This window comes from [Lactobacillus] rogosae, assembly GCA_900112995.1.
Classification (GTDB): domain Bacteria; phylum Bacillota; class Clostridia; order Lachnospirales; family Lachnospiraceae; genus Lachnospira; species Lachnospira rogosae.
Window position 1 is genome coordinate 17312 of record FONU01000009.1, and the last position, 22234, is coordinate 39545.

Annotated in this window: 19 protein-coding genes; 17 read left to right on the plus strand and 2 right to left on the minus strand. The window is 35.7% G+C overall.

Annotation, left to right across the window (positions count from 1 at the left end; all coding sequences use genetic code 11):
* Positions 1–33: 33 nt before the first annotated feature.
* The 3 genes from BM157_RS04395 to BM157_RS04405 all read left to right on the plus strand — a co-directional run bounded on the left by BM157_RS04395 (position 34) and on the right by BM157_RS04405 (position 5291).
* A complete protein-coding gene (locus tag BM157_RS04395) occupies positions 34–2124 on the plus strand; it encodes a heavy metal translocating P-type ATPase (protein ID WP_090140059.1) in 2091 nt (696 codons plus the stop codon).
* A 157-nt stretch (positions 2125–2281) separates the two neighbouring features.
* Positions 2282–2980, plus strand: coding sequence for an ABC transporter ATP-binding protein (locus BM157_RS04400; RefSeq protein WP_055176214.1), 699 nt, complete (start codon positions 2282–2284; stop codon positions 2978–2980).
* A gap of 28 nt (positions 2981–3008) precedes the next feature.
* Complete coding sequence (locus BM157_RS04405; RefSeq protein ID WP_090140061.1) at positions 3009–5291, plus strand: ABC transporter permease; 2283 nt, start codon at positions 3009–3011, stop codon at positions 5289–5291.
* A 223-nt stretch (positions 5292–5514) separates the two neighbouring features.
* On the opposite strand, the gene asnB is transcribed toward BM157_RS04405, so the two are convergent.
* Positions 5515–7356: an asparagine synthase (glutamine-hydrolyzing) gene (gene asnB / locus BM157_RS04410; RefSeq protein ID WP_055306732.1), complete on the minus strand. Its 1842-nt coding sequence runs from the start codon at positions 7354–7356 to the stop codon at positions 5515–5517.
* Positions 7357–7676: 320 nt separating this feature from the next.
* Here asnB and BM157_RS04415 point away from each other — a divergent pair, with 320 nt between their 5' ends.
* From BM157_RS04415 to BM157_RS04460, 10 genes are all read left to right on the plus strand, one after another.
* Positions 7677–8885, plus strand: a complete 1209-nt coding sequence (locus BM157_RS04415; RefSeq protein WP_022502298.1) for an NADP-dependent isocitrate dehydrogenase — start codon at positions 7677–7679, stop codon at positions 8883–8885.
* Between the two features lie 100 nt (positions 8886–8985).
* A complete protein-coding gene (locus tag BM157_RS04420; protein WP_090140063.1) occupies positions 8986–9582 on the plus strand; it encodes a CDP-alcohol phosphatidyltransferase family protein in 597 nt (198 codons plus the stop codon).
* Entirely contained in the window at positions 9554–10189 is a 636-nt protein-coding gene (locus BM157_RS04425; RefSeq protein ID WP_318255809.1) for a putative ABC transporter permease, read from the plus strand. The genes BM157_RS04420 and BM157_RS04425 overlap by 29 nt, the downstream gene beginning before the upstream one ends.
* 15 nt (positions 10190–10204) lie before the next feature.
* On the plus strand, positions 10205–12013 hold the full coding sequence (locus tag BM157_RS04430) for a glycerophosphodiester phosphodiesterase family protein (protein ID WP_090140064.1): 1809 nt from the start codon (positions 10205–10207) through the stop codon (positions 12011–12013).
* A gap of 49 nt (positions 12014–12062) precedes the next feature.
* Complete coding sequence (gene ptsP / locus BM157_RS04435) at positions 12063–13781, plus strand: phosphoenolpyruvate--protein phosphotransferase (RefSeq protein WP_090140066.1); 1719 nt, start codon at positions 12063–12065, stop codon at positions 13779–13781.
* A gap of 82 nt (positions 13782–13863) precedes the next feature.
* Positions 13864–15105, plus strand: coding sequence for a GTPase HflX (gene hflX / locus BM157_RS04440; protein ID WP_055176197.1), 1242 nt, complete (start codon positions 13864–13866; stop codon positions 15103–15105).
* Positions 15102–15614: a dihydrofolate reductase gene (locus tag BM157_RS04445; protein ID WP_022502292.1), complete on the plus strand. Its 513-nt coding sequence runs from the start codon at positions 15102–15104 to the stop codon at positions 15612–15614. The genes hflX and BM157_RS04445 overlap by 4 nt, the downstream gene beginning before the upstream one ends.
* A complete protein-coding gene (locus BM157_RS04450; protein WP_318255810.1) occupies positions 15577–16563 on the plus strand; it encodes a hypothetical protein in 987 nt (328 codons plus the stop codon). The genes BM157_RS04445 and BM157_RS04450 overlap by 38 nt, the downstream gene beginning before the upstream one ends.
* Positions 16564–16722: 159 nt before the next feature.
* On the plus strand, positions 16723–17226 hold the full coding sequence (locus BM157_RS04455) for an RNA polymerase sigma factor (RefSeq protein WP_349172440.1): 504 nt from the start codon (positions 16723–16725) through the stop codon (positions 17224–17226).
* A complete protein-coding gene (locus tag BM157_RS04460) occupies positions 17223–18266 on the plus strand; it encodes a hypothetical protein (protein ID WP_090140071.1) in 1044 nt (347 codons plus the stop codon). Before BM157_RS04455 ends, BM157_RS04460 begins: the two co-directional genes overlap by 4 nt.
* Positions 18267–18389: 123 nt before the next feature.
* Here BM157_RS04460 and BM157_RS04465 read toward each other — a convergent pair whose 3' ends face one another.
* The gene (locus BM157_RS04465) at positions 18390–19409 is read right to left on the minus strand and encodes an N-acetylmuramoyl-L-alanine amidase (RefSeq protein WP_090140073.1); all 1020 of its coding nucleotides are present in this window, start codon (positions 19407–19409) and stop codon (positions 18390–18392) included.
* A 102-nt stretch (positions 19410–19511) separates the two neighbouring features.
* On the opposite strand from BM157_RS04465, the gene BM157_RS04470 reads away from it, so the two are divergent.
* From BM157_RS04470 to rplT, 4 genes are all read left to right on the plus strand, one after another.
* Positions 19512–20777, plus strand: coding sequence for a peptidoglycan-binding protein (locus BM157_RS04470; RefSeq protein WP_318255811.1), 1266 nt, complete (start codon positions 19512–19514; stop codon positions 20775–20777).
* Between the two features lie 249 nt (positions 20778–21026).
* A complete protein-coding gene (gene infC / locus BM157_RS04475; RefSeq protein ID WP_055176183.1) occupies positions 21027–21521 on the plus strand; it encodes a translation initiation factor IF-3 in 495 nt (164 codons plus the stop codon).
* 43 nt (positions 21522–21564) lie between these two features.
* Positions 21565–21762 (plus strand): 50S ribosomal protein L35, encoded by a 198-nt coding sequence (gene rpmI, locus BM157_RS04480; protein ID WP_021867234.1) that lies wholly within the window; start codon positions 21565–21567, stop codon positions 21760–21762.
* Between the two features lie 42 nt (positions 21763–21804).
* The gene (gene rplT, locus BM157_RS04485; RefSeq protein ID WP_022502285.1) at positions 21805–22161 is read left to right on the plus strand and encodes a 50S ribosomal protein L20; all 357 of its coding nucleotides are present in this window, start codon (positions 21805–21807) and stop codon (positions 22159–22161) included.
* Positions 22162–22234: the final 73 nt, after the last annotated feature.

Genomic DNA, 22234 nt, shown 5'->3' on the forward strand with positions numbered 1-22234 from the left:
TAATATGCTGGAATAAGTGCTAAGAGGCAGAATATGAAATTTTATATTAAACACAGTATGACAGGACGTTTAAGAGTTCATATGGATATGAAGCATATGAGTTTTAAACAGGCAGATATATTAGAGTATTATATTAAAAATATAGAAACAGTGACTTCTGTCAAAGTATATGAAAAGACTTGTGATGCTGTTATAGAATTTAAAGGCGATAAAGCACAGATTATTAATGAACTTAAGCATTTTACATATTCACAGGTGGTAGTTCCTGAAGATGTGCTTAACAGTTCAGGAAGAGAGATGAATTCTTATTATCAAGACAAGCTGGTTAATAAGGTATTCTTAAGAGCAGCAAGTAAGCTGTTCCTCCCTATATCTGTAAGAAATGTTGTAACAACTGTAAAGTCAGTTAAATATATTGGCAGCGGTGTTAAGACATTGCTTAAAGGAAAGATGGAAGTACCTGTGCTAGATGCGACAGCAATCGGTGTTTCTATATTAAGAAATGATTTCAATACCGCAGGTTCTGTTATGTTCCTTCTTGGAATCGGTGAGATTATGGAAGAATGGACACATAAGAAGTCGGTAGGAGATCTTGCAAGGACTATGTCACTTAATGTAAGCAAGGTATGGCTTAAGACAGCCGATACAGAAGTATTAGTCCCTGTTAATGAGATAAAGAACGGTGATGAAATTATAGTTCATGTAAGTAATGTTATTCCATTTGACGGAGTTGTAGTTACTGGTGAAGCTATGGTTAATCAGGCTTCACTTACTGGTGAAGCAGTGCCGGTAAGCAAGAATACAGGAAGTGCTGTATTTGCAGGAACAGTTATTGAGGAGGGCGGACTCACAATAAAGGTTAAGCAGAGTGGCGGTAATAGTAAGTATGACAAGATTGTTAAGATGATTGAGGAGTCAGAGAAGCTCAAGTCTGGTCTTGAAAGCCAGGCTGAACATCTTGCGGATTCATTAGTTCCATATACATTAGGTGGAACAGCACTCACATATCTTCTTACAAGAAATGTAACAAAGGCATTATCAATACTTATGGTTGACTTCTCCTGTGCACTTAAGCTTGCTATGCCAATAACAGTATTGTCAGCAATAAGACAGGCTGGACAGAATGATATTACAGTAAAGGGTGGTAAGTTCTTAGAGGCAGTAGCCGCTGCAGATACTATCGTATTTGATAAGACAGGAACACTTACTAAGGCTGCACCAACAGTAAAATATGTATATTCATTTAATGGTGATAGTGAAGATGAGCTTTTAAGAATGGCTGCCTGTATGGAAGAACATTTTCCACATTCTATGGCCAAGGCAGTTGTTGATGCAGCAGCTAAGAAGAACTTACGCCACGAAGAAATGCATACAAAGGTTGAGTATATAGTTGCACATGGTATATCAACTACTATAAATAATAAGAAGACTATAATAGGAAGCTATCATTTTGTATTTGAAGATGAAGGCTGTACTGTGCCTGAAGGCAGACAGGAAATGTTTGATAATCTTCCAGAAGAATATTCACACCTTTATCTTGCAATTGAGGATAAGCTTGCGGCGGTTATATGTATAGAAGACCCTGTAAGACCAGAGGCTAAGGAAGTAATTAGTTCACTTAAAGAGCTTGGAATATCTAAGGTTGTAATGATGACAGGAGATAGTGAGCGTACAGCTAAGGCAATCGCAGGCAAGGTTGGCGTAGATGAATATTATTCAGAAGTACTCCCAGAAGATAAGGCTTCATTTGTTGAGAAGGAAAAAGCTGCCGGACGTAAGGTTATAATGATTGGTGATGGTATTAACGATTCACCGGCATTGTCAGCGGCAGATGTTGGTATTGCAATAAGTGATGGTGCTCAGATAGCAAGAGAGATTGCAGATATTACAGTTAGTGCTGATGATTTAGGGCAGATTGTATATCTTAAGGATTTAAGCAACAATCTTATTAAGAAGATTAACCGTAATTACAGAACTATAGTATCTTTCAACTCAGGACTTATAGCACTTGGTGTATTAGGTGTAATACAGCCAACAACATCAGCACTTTTACATAATACATCAACACTTTTCATCAGTATGAATAGTATGAAGAATATAACTTTAGCTGAGGAGCATAAGTAATAATCTTATAAATTACTAAAAATATAAAAAAGGAACACACTAATTGATATATTTTATCATTTGGCGTGTTCCTTTTTTGCGTTATTGATATTATAATACCAATAAAGGTTAGGTTAGACTAACCTAATTATATTAAATATGAAGGAGAGAAAATTATATGTTTCTTACTGTAAAAGATTTAAAAAAATCATATGGCAGTACTTCTAATAAAGTAGAAGTTCTTAAGGGAATTAATTTTGAAGTTGAAAAAGGGGAAATATGCGTACTGCTTGGACCATCTGGTTCGGGAAAATCAACACTTCTTAATATAATAGGTGGAATAGATGATGCTGATTTGGGATATGTAAGCATTGATAGTGAAAAGACTAAAGATATGAAAGAAAAAGAGCTTACAAGATACAGAAGAAAGCACCTTGGTTATGTATTCCAGATGTATAATCTTATACCTAACCTTAATGTTAAGGAGAATATCGAGGTTGGTGCTTATCTTAGCGATTCACCGCTTGATATTAACGAACTGCTTAATACATTAGGGCTGTATGAGCACAGGCATAAGCTTCCTAACCAGTTATCTGGCGGACAACAGCAAAGAACTGCAATAGGCAGGGCTATTGTTAAAAATCCCGACATATTATTATGTGATGAGCCCACAGGAGCACTTGATTATCACACATCTAAGGAAATCTTAAAGCTTATTGAGGATGTCAACAAGAAATACGGCAACACAGTCATAATGGTTACACATAATGATGCTATCCAGAATATGGCTGACAGGGTTATCAAGTTAAGAGATGGACAGATAAGAGATAATATAGTTAATAACAGTAAGGTATCTGCCGCTGACCTTGAATGGTAGATTAAATATTATATAATGGGAGTTAGATATGAAAAATCCTTTAATTAAACGATTGCCAAGAGAATTTACTGGTGAAATTGCAAAATATATAGTCATATTTATATTTATGACAGCTGTTATAGGGCTTATAAGTGGTTTTCTTATAGCTGATGGAAGCGTGCTTGATACATATAATAAGAGTTTTGATAAATATAATGTAGAAGATGGTAATTTTGAATTGTATTCCAAGGCCGATGATAAGCTGATTGACAGGCTGGAAGAAGAAAATGTTACTATATATGAGAACTTCTATAAAGAAGAAACTTTAAAAGTACACAATAATGAGAAGTTAAGAGAAGACGACCAGAGCACAATACGTTTCTATATTAATAGAGATGATATTGATAAAGTTGATGTTATGGAAGGCAGACTCGCAGAGGATATTAACGAGATTGCATTGGATAGAATGTATTCTGTCAATAATAATATTAAAATCGGCGACATAATTAATGTTGGCACAAGGGCACTTAAAGTAACAGGTTATGTTGCATTATCTGATTACAGCTGTCTTTTCTCGAACAACTCAGATACAATGTTTGACTCTTTAAAATTCGGTGTTGGTGTAGTGTCAGAGAGCTGTTTTGATATGTATGATGATACACATATTCATTATGTATATTCGTGGAAATATGATAATAAGCCTGCAGACGATATAGAAGAAAAAGAGATGGCAGATGATTTTATGAAAGTAATATCTAATAATGCTATACTTACTAATTATATTCCAGGATATCTTAATCAGGCGATACATTTTACCGGTGATGATATGGGAAGCGACAAGGCTATGATGATAGTTCTTTTATATGTTGTTATAGCTATTATGGCATTTGTATTTGCAGTTACAACTAATAATACAATATTCAAAGAAGCTAATGTTATTGGTACTTTAAGAGCTTCGGGATATACAAGGGGAGAGCTGTTGTTACATTATATTCTTCTACCGATTATTGTTACATTAGCAGGTGCACTTGTCGGTAACATATTAGGATATACATGGTTTAAGGATATATTTGTAGATACATATTATCAGAGTTATTCGCTTACAACTTATACAACACTTTGGAATGGTGAAGCATTTGTATTAACAACAGTTGTTCCATTTATAATAATGGTAGTGATAAATGTATTGCTCATAGGTTACAGGCTTCGTCTTTCACCACTTAAGTTCTTAAGAAAGGACTTGGCTGTAAGACAGAAGAAGAAAGCTGTGCATTTGCCAGGATTCAAGTTCTTTAACAGATTTCGTTTAAGAATAATTATACAGAATATGCCAAATTACATTACATTATTTGTGGGTATATTATTTGCCAATATACTCCTTCTGTTCGGTATTATGATGACCCCGCTTCTTGACCATTACCAGAATGAGATACAGGACAAACTTATAGCTAAACATCAGTATGTATTGAAAGTTCCGGTCGAGGTGGATAATGAGGCCGCAGAGAAATACTGTGTCAGGACACTTTCAACACTTGAGGGACGTTTAAAGAGTGAAGATGTATTGATATACGGAATTGCTGATGACAGCGAATATGTTGACATTAACAGTAGTGAACTTAAAGATGGTGAAGTGTATGTGTCACACGGCTATGCTGAAAAGTTCAAGATTAATAAGGGTGATAAGATAACGCTCAAAGAGAAATATGAGGACAAGGAATATACATTTACAGTTAAGGATATGTATGATTATCCATCAGCATTTGCAGTATTTATGGATGAAGGATATTTTAAAAATCTATTCGACAAAGAGGATGATTACTATTCAGGCTACTTATCATCAGAGAAGCTTGATATTGATGAGAAATATATTGCAACAGAGATTACACTTGATGATTTAACTAAGGTTTCAAGACAGCTTGACCGTTCTATGGGAGAAGTATTTGGAATTATTAAAGTCTTTGCAGTTGTATTATTTGCAGTATTAATGTTCTTGTTAACTAAGCTTATTGTTGAGAAGAATTCAACATCAATCTCTATGGTTAAGATATTAGGTTATTCCAACAGTGAGATAAGCAGGCTGTATGTCACCTCAACAACAATAGTGGTTGTCATATCAGTTGTTATCAATATTGCATTATCAGTTGTAATTATGAATAGCCTGTTCAGGGTATTTATGGAGAAAATGTCCGGCTGGATTTCCTGCTACTATGCACCATATCTGTTCGTAGTTATGTTCGTGCTGAATATCGGTGTGTATGCTCTGATTTCAGTATTTATGATGTATAAGATAAAGAAGATACCTATGGATGAAGCATTAAAGAATGTAGAGTAATAAAAAAGCTGTCCTGTTTAATGAATTGGATAAAGTGAGCAGATATAATTAGCTCATATTAATCCAATCATTAAACAGGACAGTTTTTTATTTATAATTAAGATGTTTTCTTTTGATTTTCTTTAAAATACTGAATTTCTTGAAATTTTTTATATTTAATTCTTGAAATTTTTCTCAAATCCTGAATTTCAGAAAAATTACAGCTATAACCGCAGTCTTGTAGTTAAGCCGCATATTCTGAGTCACCAAAGAAGTCATTGTACCATACAAGGAACATATATACTGTCCAGATTTTTCTTGAATTATCTGCCTTGCCTTCTTTATGTTCATCAAGATACTTAACAAGCTCATCTGTGTTGAAGTACTTGTTAGCAGCTTCGCTTGTGAAAGCTTTTTTAATCATATTGTAATATTTCTCGTCCTTTAACCATATTCTGATTGGCACTGGGAAACCAAGCTTCTTCTTCTCAGCAACCATATCAGGAAGATATTGGTTAGCAGCTTTACGCATAGCGTATTTAGTATTAGATTTATTAACTTTGTACTTAGTTGGGAGAGTTCTTGCTACATTGAATACTTCCTTATCAAGGAAAGGAACTCTTACTTCAAGGCTGTGTGCCATACTCATCTTATCAGCCTTAAGAAGAATATCACCGATAAGCCAGAAGTTAATATCTATATACTGCATTTTAGTTACATCATCTTTATCTTTAACTTTGTCATAAAATGGCTTAGTAAGTTCTTTATGGTTATACTTTCCAGTAGGGTTCTTTAATATCTTGGCACGTTCTTTTTCGTTGAACATAAATGCGTTACCGATAAAGCGTTCTTCAATATCCTTGCTTCCTCTTATAAGGAAATTCTTGCCCTTGAACTTAAATGGAACAGCCTGTGCAGCATTGGCAAGACACTTGCGGAGTCCCTTTGGAAGCTTTCTATAGCCTGCTGTATCAAGAGGTTCTTTGTAAATGTTATATCCGCCAAAGAACTCATCAGCACCCTCGCCTGACATTGAAACCTTAACATACTTAGAAGCAGTCTGGCTTACAAAGTAAAGGGCAATAGCAGCAGGGTCAGCTAAAGGCTCGTCCATATGATACTGGATTTTAGGGATAGCTGCCCAGTATTCTTCACTTGATACAAGCTTAGAATAATTGTCTATCTGGATTTTCTCAGATAAGGCTTTAGCGTAATCTATCTCGTTATATTTTTCGTAGTCAAATCCAACTGTAAATGTCTTGTCACCATTAAATGTAGCGGCAACATAGCTTGAGTCAACACCGCTTGAAAGGAATGAACCAACCTCAACATCACTAATCTTGTGGTGTTCAACTGAGTCGTGCATAGCATCGTCAATCTCTTTGACGAATTCATCTAAAGACTTGCTCTCATCAGCTTCAAATGTAGGCTCCCAGTATCTTTTTATGTTGATTTCTCCATTATGGAAAGTAAAGCAGTGACCTGGCATAAGCTTGTATACACCCTTAAAGAATGTTTCAGGAAGCACTGAATACTGGAATGTGAGGTAATTTTCAAGAGCAACATCATTAACTTCCTTCTTATATGCAGGGTGTGCCAATATGCTCTTAATCTCAGAACCATATATAATGTTGCCGTCAACTACAGTGTAGTAGAAAGGCTTAATTCCAAAGAAATCCCTTGCACCAAAGAGAGTTTCCTTCTCACTGTCCCATATAACAAATGCAAACATACCACGAAGCTTATTTAACATATCTTCACCGTATTCTTCATAAGCGTGAATAAGAACTTCTGTATCAGAGTTGTTCGCAAATATATGCCCCTTTTCAATAAGGTCTTTTCTTAAATCCTGATAATTATATATCTCACCATTAAATGTGATAACAATCTTTTTATTTTCGTTGAACATAGGCTGGCTTCCGTTATCAAGGTCGATGATTGAAAGTCTTCTAAAGCCCATATAAGCCTTGTCGTCTATATACTGACCGGCACTGTCAGGTCCTCTGTGGATGATTTTATTCATCATATCAGTAAGTACATCCTTACCATTTTCAAGGTATCCTGTAAATCCAGCAAATCCGCACATATTACAAAACCGTCCTTTCTTAAATGTGATTTATTACTATAATCCTTTAAAATACAGGCACAATAAAACCTGCATATTAATAATGTTTACACGAATATTACAACATATACGGCAGTATTTAGAATAACAGCCACCGTAAATGGCAAACCCTATGTAAATCAATTATGTAATTATAGCAAACTGGGATATTTAATACAAGATAATTGTTATGGCAAAACAGGCATTTACAAAGTAATAAAAATATTTTATAATTGTAAGCAAATTTTAATAATAGCTTGGATATAGTTCCAATATTAAATGCACAATATGGAGGATTAGTAATGGAAAAGATTAAGATGACAACACCACTCGTTGAGATGGATGGAGATGAGATGACAAGAGTATTGTGGAAGCTTATTAAGGAAGAACTGCTTTTACCTTATGTAGACCTTAATACAGAGTATTATGATCTTGGACTCGTCCATCGTAATGAAACTAATGATCAAGTTACTGTTGACTCAGCAGAAGCAACTAAGAAATATGGTGTTGCTGTCAAGTGTGCTACAATCACTCCTAATGCAGCAAGAGTTAAGGAATATGACCTTAAGGAAATGTATAAAAGCCCTAATGGAACAATCAGAGCAATATTAGATGGTACTGTATTCAGAGCACCTATTATTGTTAAGGGTGTTGAGCCATATGTTAAGACTTGGAAAAAGCCTATCACAATAGCAAGACACGCTTATGGTGATGTATACAAGGCATCAGAGATGAAGATTCCAGCAGCTGGCAAGGCAGAGCTTGTATATACAGATGAGCAGGGTAACGAATCAAGAGAGCTTATTCATAACTTTAAGGGGGCAGGAATTATTCAGGGTATGCATAACCTTAACGATTCTATTGAGAATTTTGCAAGAAGCTGCTTTAATTTTGCACTTGAAACTAAGCAGGATCTCTGGTTTGCAACTAAGGATACAATCTCTAAGAAGTACGATCATACATTTAAGGATATATTCCAGGATATATATGATAAGGATTATGCTGATAAGTTCAAGGAAGCAGGAATTGAGTATTTCTATACATTAATAGATGATGCAGTTGCAAGAGTTATCCGTTCAGAAGGTGGATATATCTGGGCATGCAAGAACTATGATGGTGACGTTATGTCAGATATGGTTGCAACAGCATTTGGTTCATTATCAATGATGACATCAGTTCTGGTATCTCCACAGGGATATTATGAATATGAGGCTGCTCATGGAACAGTTCAAAGACATTATTACAAGCACCTTAAGGGAGAAGAAACATCTACTAACCCTATTGCTACTATATTTGCATGGACAGGAGCTTTAAGAAAGAGAGGAGAACTCGACTCACTTCCAGAACTTTCAAAGTTCGCAGATACACTTGAAAAGGCTTGCATCAAGACAGTAGAAGATGGTAAGATGACTAAGGATTTAGCACTTATTACTACATTAGGTAATCCTGTAACACTTAATACACAAGGTTTTATTAAGGCAGTTAAGGAGACACTTGAAAGTCTTTTATAATTGTGCCAATAAAGGGTATTATTATATAGGATATTATATATAGAAGTGTTGGATTTCACTTGTGATATCTATAGATATTCGTATGAATTGAGGATTTTGAATGAAGTTTAAGTTTGAGGTTAAAGATCTTTTTAAACTCCCCAATATTTTATGTTATATAAGAATTGCACTGGTTCCGCTGTTTGTATATCTTTATTTTACGGCAGAAGAACCAGTGGATTATTATGTTGCGACACTTGTTGTAATGCTTTCGGGGATAACAGATTTTCTTGATGGGCAGATAGCAAGACGTTGTAATATGATAACTGATTTGGGTAAGATTATTGATCCGGCAGCAGATAAGCTTATGCAGCTTGCAATGTTAGTTACTCTGGCTATTAATATTCCATATATGTGCATACTTGCTGTATATCTTATTGTCAAAGAGGTAGTTATGGCACTTATGGGTCTTGTAGTTATGAAAAGGGCGAATAGGAGATTAGATGGTGCTAAATGGTATGGCAAGGTATGTACAGCAGTATTGTATGTGTGTATGCTTGCTTTAGTTGCATTTCCGCATATGCAGGTTAATCTTCAATATGTTATAATGATAGTGTGTGCAGCAGTATTGACATTTGCATTTATTATGTATATAAGAATATATATAATAATGTTAAAAGATAACCATTATGGTAATGATGAAAGAAAGTTGTATTAATATGTATAATATATTTGATATTACATTTAGGGAAATGAATGTTAACCAGTTAGCGGTATGGTTTTTTATATATAGTTTTTTTGGCTGGGCTATGGAATGTATAGTCATAAGAAAACAGCTTGGATATTGGGAGAACAGGGGTTTTGCCAAGCTTCCGTTCTGCGTTATATATGGATTTGGCGTGTTTATAGCATTTCATATATTTGCACCAATTGAGGGTAATTACCCTGCTTTATACATTGCTGGTGCTATATGTGCGACAATATTTGAGTATATGACAGCAAGACTTATGCAGAAGCTTTTCGGTGAAGTATGGTGGAATTACGACCATCTAAGATTTAATTATAAAGGAATAATATGCCTTCAAAGCACTCTTGGCTGGGGGTTATTAGCAGTTCTTATATTTAGTGTATTCAATAAAATGGTAGAACGTGTTGTATTCAGTATGGATATGAGGGTAACTACAGTGTTATCAATTGTGCTTGTTATATCATATGTTGTGGATTTCTCTTACCATTTTACTAAGAGAATTGCTAATAAGAAAATGGAAAGTGTAGTTGCACAGGCTTCAAGTGCTGGCAGCCTTCAGAGGTTTTTTCATAGATAATCAGCGGGGTGGACAATGTTAGAAAGTCTTAAGAATAATGTCAGGCTGCTTCGCAGGAGCAAACGACACGTAATTCTGTTTGAACTGACATATAAGTTACTGGCAGTAGCAGTTATATATCCTATATTAACTGCCGCCATTAATCTTTGTATGAAGGTTGCAGGAATCAGATATTTAACAAATGAATATATTGTAAAGGCACTGACAAACCCAGTTGTTATTATAGCTTTGTTTACAGGCATTATACTGTTTGTCGGTTACTGCATTTACGAGATGGCATATTTGGCTGTGTGCTTTGAAACTAAGAGAAAAGGTAATAACGCATCTATAATTGATAATATATATAATGCGTACCTGCGTCTTAAAAATTTAATCCGAATTCAAAGCATACCGCTTTTTTTATTTTTCTTTATTTCGATTATATTTATAAATGTTACAATTGTCGCTAATCTTATATATTCAGATACATTGAGCAATCTTATCGGAAGTACGATGAGAAGAAACAGGTATATGATATATATGCTTGTGGCAATAGTTATGGTTCTTATATATTATTATGTTATAAGAGGAATTTTCTCATTTAATATATATATGATGGAGGGGAAGAATTTCAGACAGTCATATAAGAAAAGCTCACAGATTGTAAGAAATAACAGATTAAGGGTAATTATGTCTGTTATTGTATATAATCTTGCAATATTTGCAGCTATAGCAGTGTTCTATACAGTTATTTCGCTTATACTTATAGGCGGTGTTAAGCTGTTGGATATGGCTTATCTTGGAAGTGCCGTATATTTATCAGTTCTTAGGGAATTGAGGGCCGGTGTGAAGATTTTTCTTGTGTTTATATCAATACCTTGTTCATTCTCAATGATTTCATATATGTATTATAAATATTCCAATCTGGATGATATTGAATTTGAATTCGTGGATATTGACGAAGGTTCAGCAAGGGTCAACAGGATAATATATGCAGTTGTGCTGGCATTATCCATAGTGCTTGATATTATATATATAATTGGGTCATTTAATAATAATCCGTTTGAGAGAGTGGCTATATTCCACAATACGGATATAACTGCCCACAGAGGTGCTTCAGTAGATGCACCTGAGAATACTCTTGCGTCATTCAGTAAGGCGATTGAAGATTTGGCTGATGTTATAGAGTTAGATGTCCAGATGACCAAAGACGGCTATATTGTTGTTATGCATGATACATCAGCATACAGGACTACAGGTGTTCTAAAGAATATTACGGAGCTTACTTTAAGAGAAGTTAAAAGACTTGATGCCGGGTATTGGTATTCAGAGGAGTACAAGGGCGAGAAAGTTCCAACACTTGAAGAAGTATTGCAGCTTGCCAAAGGAAAGATTAAACTTAATATAGAGATTAAAACGGCGGATAACAGTGATGAGGTAGCAAAGAAGGTTGTAAAGCTTATACAGAAATATTCAATGCAGGATTCGTGCGTTATCACCTCATTTGATTATAGTGCATTGCAGGCTGTTAGGTCTTATGATGAGGACATAGAAGTCGGGTATATATTATCGGTGGCTTATGGAAAGTTCTATGAAATAGATGACGTGGATTTCTTTAGCGTCAATGCTTCGTTCCTTACTAAGAGAGTTGTTGATGCTATTCATAATTCAGGAAAGCAGGTATATGCGTGGACTGTTAATAATGACGCTTCTATAAAGAATCTTACTAATAAAGGTGTTGATAATATAATAACTGACAAACCTGTAACGGCAAGAGAGGTTATATATTCAAGAGATACAAGTGAGACATTGATTAATATGATAAAGTATGTATTTAACCAGTGATTAGCTTGGTAACATATATGCGTAAATGTACGCGGAAACGGGGGTCTATATGTTAAGAGGTATAGGTACATCTAAGGGAATTGGTATAGGAAAAGCACTTATTATCCATAAGTGTAAGAATGCTGTTAGCCGTGCTAAGATTAATGATACAGAAGCTGAGGTTGATAAGTTCAATGAGGCTGTGGAAAAGTTCATACAGGAAACTAATGAGCTTGTGGATAAGTTGTCACAGAAGCTTAATGGTGATGATAAGAATGCTCTTGTATTAAAAAATCAGGAATATCTTATAAGAGATCCTGAGTTTACCAGTGGTGTAATAAGTGCTATAACTAATGACAAGCTTAATGCAGAAGCAGCGGTTGAAGATACCTGTGAGATGTTAAAGAACATATTCTTAAGCTTTAACAATGATACGATGACACAGAGAGTAGCCGATATTGAAGATATGAAACAGCGTCTTATAGCAATAATGCAGGGACAGAAGCATATTGATCTTACTAAGCTTTCTGATAATACTGTTATTATTGCCGATGAAATCCATCCATCTATGACAGCTAATATGGATACAGAGCATATTGCCGGTATTATATCAGAGAAGGGTGGAGATACATCACACGCTTCAATTCTTGCAAGAGCATTAGAAATCCCTGCTGTATTAAGTGTTAAGGATATATGCAGTAAAATAGCAGAGGGTGAGGAGGTTATAGTTGATGGAGCTTACGGCGAAGTATTCGTCAATCCTACACCTATAACTCTTAAGATATATAATAAAAAGAAAAAAGCATATGATGAAAGAGTTAAGGAACTTAAGAAATATATAGATAAACAGACTGTTACCAGGGATGGCAGAAAAGTAATGCTTGCTGCTAATATAGGCAATGCTGATGAGGCTGCTAAAGCTGTAAAGGCTGGAGCTGAGGGTGTCGGACTTTTCAGGACGGAATTCTTATTTATGAACAAGCAGGCACTCCCAACAGAGGAGGAGCAGTATAACGAATATAAGAAAGCAGCAGTTGTGCTTGATGGCAGACAGCTTACGATAAGAACGCTTGATATTGGCGGAGATAAAGATATTCCTTATATGGGACTCACAAAGGAGTTAAATCCATTTCTTGGATACAGGGCCATAAGGTTCTGCCTTGACAGGGTAGATATATTTACAACCCAGTTAAGGGCTGTATTAAGGGCAAGTGCATATGGCAATATAAGAATTATGATTCCTATGATAACTTCTGTTACAGAGGTGCAGGCAGTTAAGAAGATTATAAATGGTATATGCAGGGATCTGGACAAGAAAGACATTAAGTATGATAAGGACATAAAGATAGGTGTTATGATAGAGACACCAGCCGCGGCAATAATGGCAGATGTACTGGCACATGAGGTTGATTTCTTCTCAATCGGTACGAATGATTTGACACAGTATACACTTGCTGTTGACAGAGGCAATGAGAATGTTGCTTATCTTTACTCTGCACTCAATCCAGCCGTTATACGAAGTATTAAACACATAATTGAGTGTGCACATAATGCAGGTATAGAAGCAGGAATGTGCGGAGAAGCGGCGGCAGATGAAAGAATGATACCACTTCTTCTTAATTTTGGACTTGATGAGTTCTCTGTTACAGTGAGCAGGGTGCTTGAAACTAGAAAAGAGATAGCTTCGTGGAGCAGTAAGGAAGTAAAAGAGATAACAGAAAATGTTATGAATTATTCGGAAGAAAAGGAAGTATCTAACTATCTTAGCGACTGCATAGCAAAAGAATAGATTATTATATAATAAATGCTTTGTGATGATTGATATGTTAAGACATCTGCTTCTGGCATAATAGAATTAATTGGAGGAAAATATGGCATTATATGATACAGATGACGAGCAGGAAAAGGTTGTACTTGTCGGCGTAGAGTTAAATCCTCTTGACGACTGCGAGAAGTCGTTAGAGGAGTTAGCAGAGCTTGCTAAGACTGCCGGAGCGGTCACAGTAGGAAAGATGATACAGCCGCGTGACAGCTTCCACCCTGCAACATATATTGGTAAGGGTAAGCTTGAAGAATTAAGGCTTATGATAGATGAGCTTGGTGCAACAGGAATAATATGTGATGATGAGCTGTCTCCAGCACAGTTAAGAAATCTTGAAGATGTTCTTAATACTAAGATTATGGACAGAACAATGGTTATTCTTGATATATTTGCCGCAAGAGCTTCATCAAGTGAAGGTAAAATACAGGTTGAGATGGCACAGTTAAAATACAGGTCAACAAGACTTGCAGGACTTGGAACAACACTCTCAAGACTTGGTGGTGGAATAGGAACAAGAGGACCGGGTGAGAAGAAGATAGAGACAGACAGGCGAATAATAAGGGACAGGATTGCTCATTTGTCAGGTGAGTTAAAGGAGATTAAGAGCCACAGAGATGTGCAAAGACAGAACAGACAGGACAGTTCTACACCAGTAGCGGCTATAGTAGGTTATACTAATGCGGGTAAGTCAACACTTCTTAACAGGCTGACCGATGCAGGTGTATTATCTGAGGACAAGCTGTTTGCAACACTTGATCCTACAACGAGGGCACTTACACTTCCTAACAAGGAAAAAGTGCTTATGACAGATACTGTTGGATTTATCAGAAAGCTTCCACATAATCTTATAGAGGCATTTAAGAGTACACTTGAGGAAGCGAAATATGCAGATATGATAATTCACGTTGTGGACTGCTCTAATGATGATTACGAAAGACATATGGCAACAGTATATGAGACATTGAAGCAGTTAGATGTAGGTGATAAGCCGATAATTACACTTTTTAATAAATGTGATAAATACGGCGAACTTCCTATACTCAAGGACAGCAAAGCTGATTATGTTGAGAATATTTCAGCCAGGACGGGTGTGGGAATAGATGAATTTCTGGAAGATGTGCAGGATATTATATTAAAGAGCAGAATTAGAATAGAAAGAGTATTTCCTTACAGCGATGCAGGCAAAATCCAACTTATAAGAGAATACGGACAGCTTGAAAGTGAGGAATACACACAGGAGGGCATAAGTGTCAAAGGATATGTGCCAGCCTGGGTAGGAGGCAAACTATGAATTTAATTGCACTTGTTGATAAAAAATGGGGAATAGCTAATAAAGGAAGAGAACTTGTTGATATTCCAGAGGATAAGAAGCTGTTCCGTGAAGAAACTTATGGAAAAGTTGTTATTATGGGAAGAAAGACATTAGAAGCACTTCCTAACCAGTCAGCACTTGTTGGAAGAAAGAATATTGTTCTTACAAGAAATAAAGATTATGAAGCTAAAGACGTATGTTTATGCCATAGTGTTGAAGATGTGCTTGAGAAGGTAAAAAATGTGGATAGTAAGGACGTATATGTCATCGGTGGTGGACAGATATACAAAGAATTCCTTCCATATTGTGATACAGCACATATTACAAAGGTTGATTACTCTTACGAAGCAGATACTTATATAAGTGATTTCGATAAGCTTAAAGACTGGAGAATTACAGGACAGAGTGATGAACATACATACTTTGATATATGTTATGAATTTGTAAGGTATGAAAGAAAGGGTAAGGCTGATGAAATGCCAGAATAAAAAGAAAAATGTAAAGCGTGCTGTGGCTGGTATAATATTTCTTTCCGTAATAGCAATAATATTATCGGCATATGGCGTTACACAAATGTATGCTTCTCCAGAGAAAAAAGCTTTAAAAACGATGTTGAAATCTGGAGAACTTTTACAAAGCACAGTTGAAAAATATATAAACAACATAGATGTAAGTGCCAATAACTATACTGGAAAAATTAATATATCGGAGTTGATATATGATAATACTGATTATATGCAGGGTAAGAATAGTGCAGAATATACCATTACAGCTAATATCGATAATAATGGAATAAATGTAGTTATACCTGAATTGACTAATGATACATTTTTAATATCTAAAGCTGATATATCAAGATATATTAATATAGATGCAGATCAGCTTAAGCCTGTTTTAAAAGCTGCATTAGCTGACTTTGTGAAGGGCTATGAAGTTATGGCAATGGATTGCGTGAATACAGTCAGCGAAACAGGAAAACACACTTATAATATTAATATAGATGAAACAGCTTTAGTTAATGGCTTTAATACATTTGTGGATGAATTATATAAAGATTCACAGGTTCTTCCATATATTTCGTTGTTAAATGTATATGGCATAAAAAAGGACAGTATTAAATCTGAATTTGCCACGGAAGTAAAGGACTGCAATGTAGTGCTTGATATAGAGGCTGACAGGGATAATAACCTTGTAAAGGTGAGTGCTGTAGTATATTACAATCAAAACGCTGTCTGTAATATGGTTATTGATTTTGATGGACTGGATAATATGACGCTATATATTATGGCTGAATATTCACAGGCTGAATATGTGAATTCGGTAATACAGATAGATATGCAAAGTGATAATGTAATAGGAGTGTCAGCCGATGCAGATATACATTTTATGAATCACAGTTTAAAGTTTAAGGCATCAGGAAATATTAATATCCAATAAGTCTTTGCAAAATAATTATTTTACATTTCTGTAACCAATCCTGAAAAAAGCGTACTCTATAAGTGAAAGCTTTCAAAAAGAAATAATTAAGGACGATTTAATAAAGTGTGCAGCGAAGAAAAAATAATTGATTTAATAGCAAACAGAGATGAATCTGGAATGCGTGAATTAATGGAGCGGTATCAAAGACCATTAATGAAGCTTGCAATGAATATGCTTGACAGTGAGGAAGATGCGAGAGAATGTGTTAATGATACGTTTTATGAAGTATGGAAATCAGTTCCAGATAACAGACCGCAATATTTGTTTGCATATTCAGCTACTATATGCAGACATATAATCTGCAAGAGAATAGACTATGACAATGCATTAAAAAGAAGCTCTAATGTTATAGAACTTACAGCCGAGATGGAACAGTGTATCGGCAAGCCTGATAAAGCACTTGAGGGTGATGAACATATGGTAGGAGAATTGATTAATACATTTCTTAAAACATTGGATACTGATAAGAGAAATATATTTATCAAAAGATACTGGTATTCACAACCTGTTAAAGTTATATCAAAAGAACTTGGAAAGAGCGAAAGTTCAGTTAAGGTTGCACTGCACAGATTAAGGAAAGATTTAAAGAAGTTTTTGGAAAGTGAGGGCGTTTTGGTATGAATGGTGAGAAATTATTTAAGTCAATGAACAATATTAATCAGGAGTGGATTGAGCAGGCAAAGCCAGCTAATAAGCCTGTCATAATGAGAACCAGATCAAAAATATATAGAAATATAGCAGCAGCGGCAGCCGCAGTGATTGCAATCTCGGGATTAACTTACACTGGTGTATACGCGTACCAGAAGTATCTTGTCCCAAAGAGTAATGTCAATTTTGAATCTCATATAAGCGGGGATAGTTCGGTTAATGTCTATAATACAGGTAATGTTACATCTACAGAAGAATCTAATGTTGACGTGGAATGGGGAAAATATGTTGCTAATGGTGGAAGATTTTATATTGAACTGACTATAAAGTCAAAAGACGGAAGTCCGATTATACCTAATGATGATACCTTAAGTCCAATAATTGGTACATTTGATTTTGCAGATACTGTAATAAAAATAAGTGATGAAACAGACCAGTTCAAATCAACAGGTACATTATACCATCTTAATTATAATGGTATGTCAGATGATGGTTCAGAAATATATGCAGAATTAATATATGTTAATGCTGATTCAAGAGATATTGTTAATCATAACATTTCGATTGATGTTAAGGATCTTAAGTGTACGTACAGAAATGGTGAAGATAATAAAACAAGAGAAACCAGAACCTTAGCAACAGGGGAGTGGTCTTTTGAAACAGTTCTTAAGAGTAGCAGCACAGGTGTGCTTAGTACAACTCCTAATATATCGGTTACATCATCTTATAATGCAGACCAGACTATCAATATAGATACACTTAAATGTGATGGATTCGTACTTGATATATATGGAACAGGAAATGCAGACTTTAAGTGGTTTGGCATGAGTGGTAAATATGCACCTGTAGTACATCTTAAAGATGGCACAGTTGTTAGTATTGACGACAAAACTTCTGATTTAAGTGCCAAAGCAGGTATTATGCATATATCATTTGCATTAAAACAGGTTATCAGTGTTGATAATATTGCATCTATTGAGTGGCATGGTGTAACAATATATTCAGCAGAATAATAAACGATAATTAATAACTACAGCTCCTAAAATGTAAAATAACCTAAAATAAACCCTTCAAAAGTAAGACACTGTTTCGACTTTTGGAGGGTTTTAAATGTTTATTAATTAAATAGCAATCTGTTATGAATATACAATGTATGTGCTGTAGCGGAATCTTCTTAAACGCTGTTCCATTTTAATAGCATTTAAGAGAATACGGTAAGCACCGACCTGGACTTTATAATAGCCGTCCTCATATATTATAAATGCAGGAAATCCGTCCATTAAAAGTGAATTTAACATTCTGTCGGCATTATCCTTGTTGCGGTATGCACCAACCTGTACACGGTAAAGTGCTTCATTTTCTGTGTCATAATCATTATTGTCACAAGGACATTGTGGCATAATATTTGAATTACTGACAGGGACAGAAAACACCTCGTTATCAGGTGGGATGGAATTAACCATAGCTGTGCTGTCAATTGGGGCAGAAGCAGTTCTGCCAGAGTTATTCATTTGGTTGTTGCTACTATTATTGTTGTTACTATTGTTGTTGCTATTGTTGTTGCTATTATTATTGTTGTCAGTGCGATTGCTTTTATTGGAAGTGGTATTTCCGGGCCTGCCTGATGGTATGCTTTCTAATATTCCGTCTGCGATTGCTTGTGCAATGCTGTCGAATTCTTCATCAAATAGATAATTGTCTTTATCGTTGTTAATAAATCCAGCTTCAACAAGAACGGCTGGCATTTTGGTACGTTTAAGGACAACAAGGTTTTTGCGTTCGTCTACACCAAGATTTTTAAAGCCTGCATCTTCAAGCTGGTTATTAATATTTCTTGCCACCTCAGCCTTTAAACCAGTATCGCTGTATACAAGGGTTTCAACGCCCGAATACTGGTTAGGATTTTCTGAGGAATTGCGGTGTATTGATACGAAAAGGTCGGCACCGGAATTATTCGCATCGGTTGCTTTCTTAAATGGAGTTTCGTATTCGTCAGTAGTTCTTGTGTAATATACATCTATGCCATTTTTTTTAAGTATGTCACCGACAGCTAAAGTAAGGTCGAGAGTGTCATCTTTTTCCTGTCTGCCATTATATACAGCACCGGGGTCGCTTCCACCGTGTCCAGCATCAAGGGCGATTCTATAATCAGCCATAAATCCTCCTAAAGGAAATATCAGTTTATTTTATTCATAAAATTTCATAAAGATACATATAATAATCAAAAATATAATGAATAATATAAGAGGAATTAGATTATGGTGTATGTACATACAATGGAAACTCCTGCCGATGCAATAGATAAAGGGAAAATGCGCATTAACGTATATGATAAACAGCAGGGCACACCATTGGCAGATGCAAGGATTTCACTTGCATATACAGGAAATCCTGAAAGAATTATCAATGAGATAACTACTGACTCAGAAGGAGCAGTTAATCTTGATGATCTTCTCACACCGCCGGTGGAGTATAGTATGGAACCAGGTGAGAACCAGCCATTTTCGGAATACACTATTGATGTTAATGCAGATGGTTACGAGGAGATTAATATATCCGGTATTGATGTATTCTCAGGGGAAACAAGTATTCAGAATGTGTATTTGAATGAGGATAACAGTGAGATTCCTGAGAATAATATTGTAATTCCAGTTAATACGCTGTATGGCAGCTATCCTGCCAAGATACCAGAGACCGAGATTAAGCCGGTACGCCAGTCGGGGGAGATTGTGTTAAGCCGCGTTGTAATACCAGAAACAATAGTTGTGCACGATGGTGTTCCTACAGACTCCACAGCACTTGATTATTATGTGAGATACAAGGATTATATTAAAAATGTAGCGAGCAGTGAAATATATTCGACATGGCCAAGACAGACGTTGGAAGCTAATATTTTAGCGATTATGTCCTTTACCTTAAACAGAGTGTATACAGAGTGGTACAGAAACCAGAATTACAACTTTACGATAACCTCATCAACTGCATTTGACCACAAATGGGTCAACGGACGTAATATATTTGAAAGCATTTCACAGGTTGTGGATGAAATATTTGATAATTATCTGTCAAGACCGAATGTAAAACAGCCGATACTAACACAGTATTGTGATGGAAAGAAATCGAGCTGTCCTGACTGGATGACACAATGGGGAAGTAAATATCTGGGTGATCAGGGATATTCCTCAATAGATATATTAAGATATTATTATGGAGATAATATGTACATTAATACGGCTGAACAGATACAGGGTATTCCGTCATCGTGGCCTGGTGCAGACCTTGATATAGGCTCATCAGGGCAGAAGGTAAGGCAGTTACAGGAACAGCTTAATCTTATAGGGGATTATTACACGGCAATACCGGCACTGACGGTTGACGGGATATATGGAGAGCGTACAGCGGAGGCAGTAAGGCAGTTTCAGAGAATTAACAATATGCCGCAGACTGGTGTTGTGGATTTCCCAACATGGTACAGAATATCGGACAGATATGTAAGGCTGTCAGGAATTGCAGAGCTTAATTGAAAATTTCTGCAATTATTTTCATAATTATATAAAATATTAGTTGACAGCTATAATTATTAGTGATACACTCTAATAGTTGTTAAACAAAGCAGAGTATCCACTCTCACCTTAGCGCAATCGGGCGACTTGGGTTTATATTTTTAAGAATGTGCATGATAAACAGCAATTAAGATGCATTATGATTAAAAAGTGGATAGTCTGACTATCCACTTTTTTTGATTTTGGAGGTGCACTACTATTAGCGAATTAATGATTAACGAGCAGATCCGTGATAAGGAAGTTCGTGTTATTGGAGAAGAAGGACAGCAGCTTGGAGTTATGTCTCCTAAGGATGCTATGAAACTGGCAAGAGAGGCAGAGGTTGATTTAGTAAAGATTGCCCCATCTGCAAAGCCACCTGTATGTAAGCTTGTGGATTATGGCAAGTATAAGTATGAACTTGTCAGAAAAGAGAAGGAAGCTAAGAAGAAGCAGAGAACAATAGAAGTCAAAGAAGTTCGTTTGTCACCTAACATAGATGTTAATGATTTGAATACTAAGTGTAATTCAGCAAGAAAGTTCATCGAGAAAGGCGATAAAGTAAAGGTATCTTTAAGATTTAGAGGCCGTGAGATGGCACATATCGATTCCAGCAAGCATATATTAGAAGATTTTGCTGAGAAGTTAAGTGATATTGCAGTAGTAGACAAAGCTCCAAAGTTAGAAGGCAGGAGCATGACTATGTTTTTAACTGAAAAACGTTAAAATATTATTTATTCCATATGAGAATTAAATTAGGAGGATTATTATGCCAAAGGTAAAGACAAAAAGAGCAGCTGCAAAGCGTTTTAAAGTAACTGGAACAGGTAAATTAAAGAGAATGAAAGCTTACAAGAGCCATATTCTTACAAAGAAGACTACTAAGAGAAAGAGAAATCTTAGACATGCAGCTATGACAGATGCAACTAATGTAAAGACAATGAAGAAGATTATGCCATATTTATAAGATATGGATGTCTGTGATTGATTATTAGGAGGAAATTAAGAAATGGCAAGAATTAAAGGCGGTATGAACGCAAAGAAGAAGCATAACAGAGTATTAAAGCTCGCTAAGGGTTATAGAGGAGCTAGATCTAAGCAGTACAGAGTTGCTAAGCAGTCTGTAATGAGAGCTCTTACAGAGAGTTACAAGGGTAGAAAGCAGAAGAAGAGACAGTTCAGACAGTTATGGATTGCAAGAATCAATGCTGCAGCAAGAATGAACGGTCTTTCATACAGCAAGTTTATGTATGGTTTAAAGTTAGCTAACATCGACCTTAACAGAAAGGTATTAGCTGAGATGGCTGTAAACGATGCAGAAGGATTTGCTAAGTTAGCAGAAGTAGCTAAGGCTAAGCTTGCTTAATTAAGATTTATATTGGTATTAATACCAGTTATATAAAAGGCAGAAAGCGAATTGATGTGTTCCAGTAATTCGG

What these genes read in the sequence shown, in the direction of transcription:
- infC (WP_055176183.1), top strand. Translation starts at nt 21,027, where the DNA reads ATGATTAACGAGCAGATCCGTGATAAGGAAGTTCGTGTTATTGGAGAA.
- BM157_RS04405 (WP_090140061.1), top strand. Translation starts at nt 3,009, where the DNA reads ATGAAAAATCCTTTAATTAAACGATTGCCAAGAGAATTTACTGGTGAA.
- BM157_RS04460 (WP_090140071.1), top strand. Translation starts at nt 17,223, where the DNA reads ATGAATGGTGAGAAATTATTTAAGTCAATGAACAATATTAATCAGGAG.
- BM157_RS04425 (WP_318255809.1), top strand. Translation starts at nt 9,554, where the DNA reads ATGGTAATGATGAAAGAAAGTTGTATTAATATGTATAATATATTTGAT.
- BM157_RS04465 (WP_090140073.1), bottom strand. Translation starts at nt 19,409, where the DNA reads ATGGCTGATTATAGAATCGCCCTTGATGCTGGACACGGTGGAAGCGAC.
- BM157_RS04450 (WP_318255810.1), top strand. Translation starts at nt 15,577, where the DNA reads ATGAAAGAAAGGGTAAGGCTGATGAAATGCCAGAATAAAAAGAAAAAT.
- BM157_RS04445 (WP_022502292.1), top strand. Translation starts at nt 15,102, where the DNA reads ATGAATTTAATTGCACTTGTTGATAAAAAATGGGGAATAGCTAATAAA.
- BM157_RS04400 (WP_055176214.1), top strand. Translation starts at nt 2,282, where the DNA reads ATGTTTCTTACTGTAAAAGATTTAAAAAAATCATATGGCAGTACTTCT.
- BM157_RS04395 (WP_090140059.1), top strand. Translation starts at nt 34, where the DNA reads ATGAAATTTTATATTAAACACAGTATGACAGGACGTTTAAGAGTTCAT.
- ptsP (WP_090140066.1), top strand. Translation starts at nt 12,063, where the DNA reads ATGTTAAGAGGTATAGGTACATCTAAGGGAATTGGTATAGGAAAAGCA.
- hflX (WP_055176197.1), top strand. Translation starts at nt 13,864, where the DNA reads ATGGCATTATATGATACAGATGACGAGCAGGAAAAGGTTGTACTTGTC.
- asnB (WP_055306732.1), bottom strand. Translation starts at nt 7,356, where the DNA reads ATGTGCGGATTTGCTGGATTTACAGGATACCTTGAAAATGGTAAGGAT.
- rplT (WP_022502285.1), top strand. Translation starts at nt 21,805, where the DNA reads ATGGCAAGAATTAAAGGCGGTATGAACGCAAAGAAGAAGCATAACAGA.
- BM157_RS04415 (WP_022502298.1), top strand. Translation starts at nt 7,677, where the DNA reads ATGGAAAAGATTAAGATGACAACACCACTCGTTGAGATGGATGGAGAT.
- BM157_RS04455 (WP_349172440.1), top strand. Translation starts at nt 16,723, where the DNA reads ATGCGTGAATTAATGGAGCGGTATCAAAGACCATTAATGAAGCTTGCA.
- BM157_RS04420 (WP_090140063.1), top strand. Translation starts at nt 8,986, where the DNA reads ATGAAGTTTAAGTTTGAGGTTAAAGATCTTTTTAAACTCCCCAATATT.
- BM157_RS04470 (WP_318255811.1), top strand. Translation starts at nt 19,512, where the DNA reads ATGGTGTATGTACATACAATGGAAACTCCTGCCGATGCAATAGATAAA.
- rpmI (WP_021867234.1), top strand. Translation starts at nt 21,565, where the DNA reads ATGCCAAAGGTAAAGACAAAAAGAGCAGCTGCAAAGCGTTTTAAAGTA.
- BM157_RS04430 (WP_090140064.1), top strand. Translation starts at nt 10,205, where the DNA reads ATGTTAGAAAGTCTTAAGAATAATGTCAGGCTGCTTCGCAGGAGCAAA.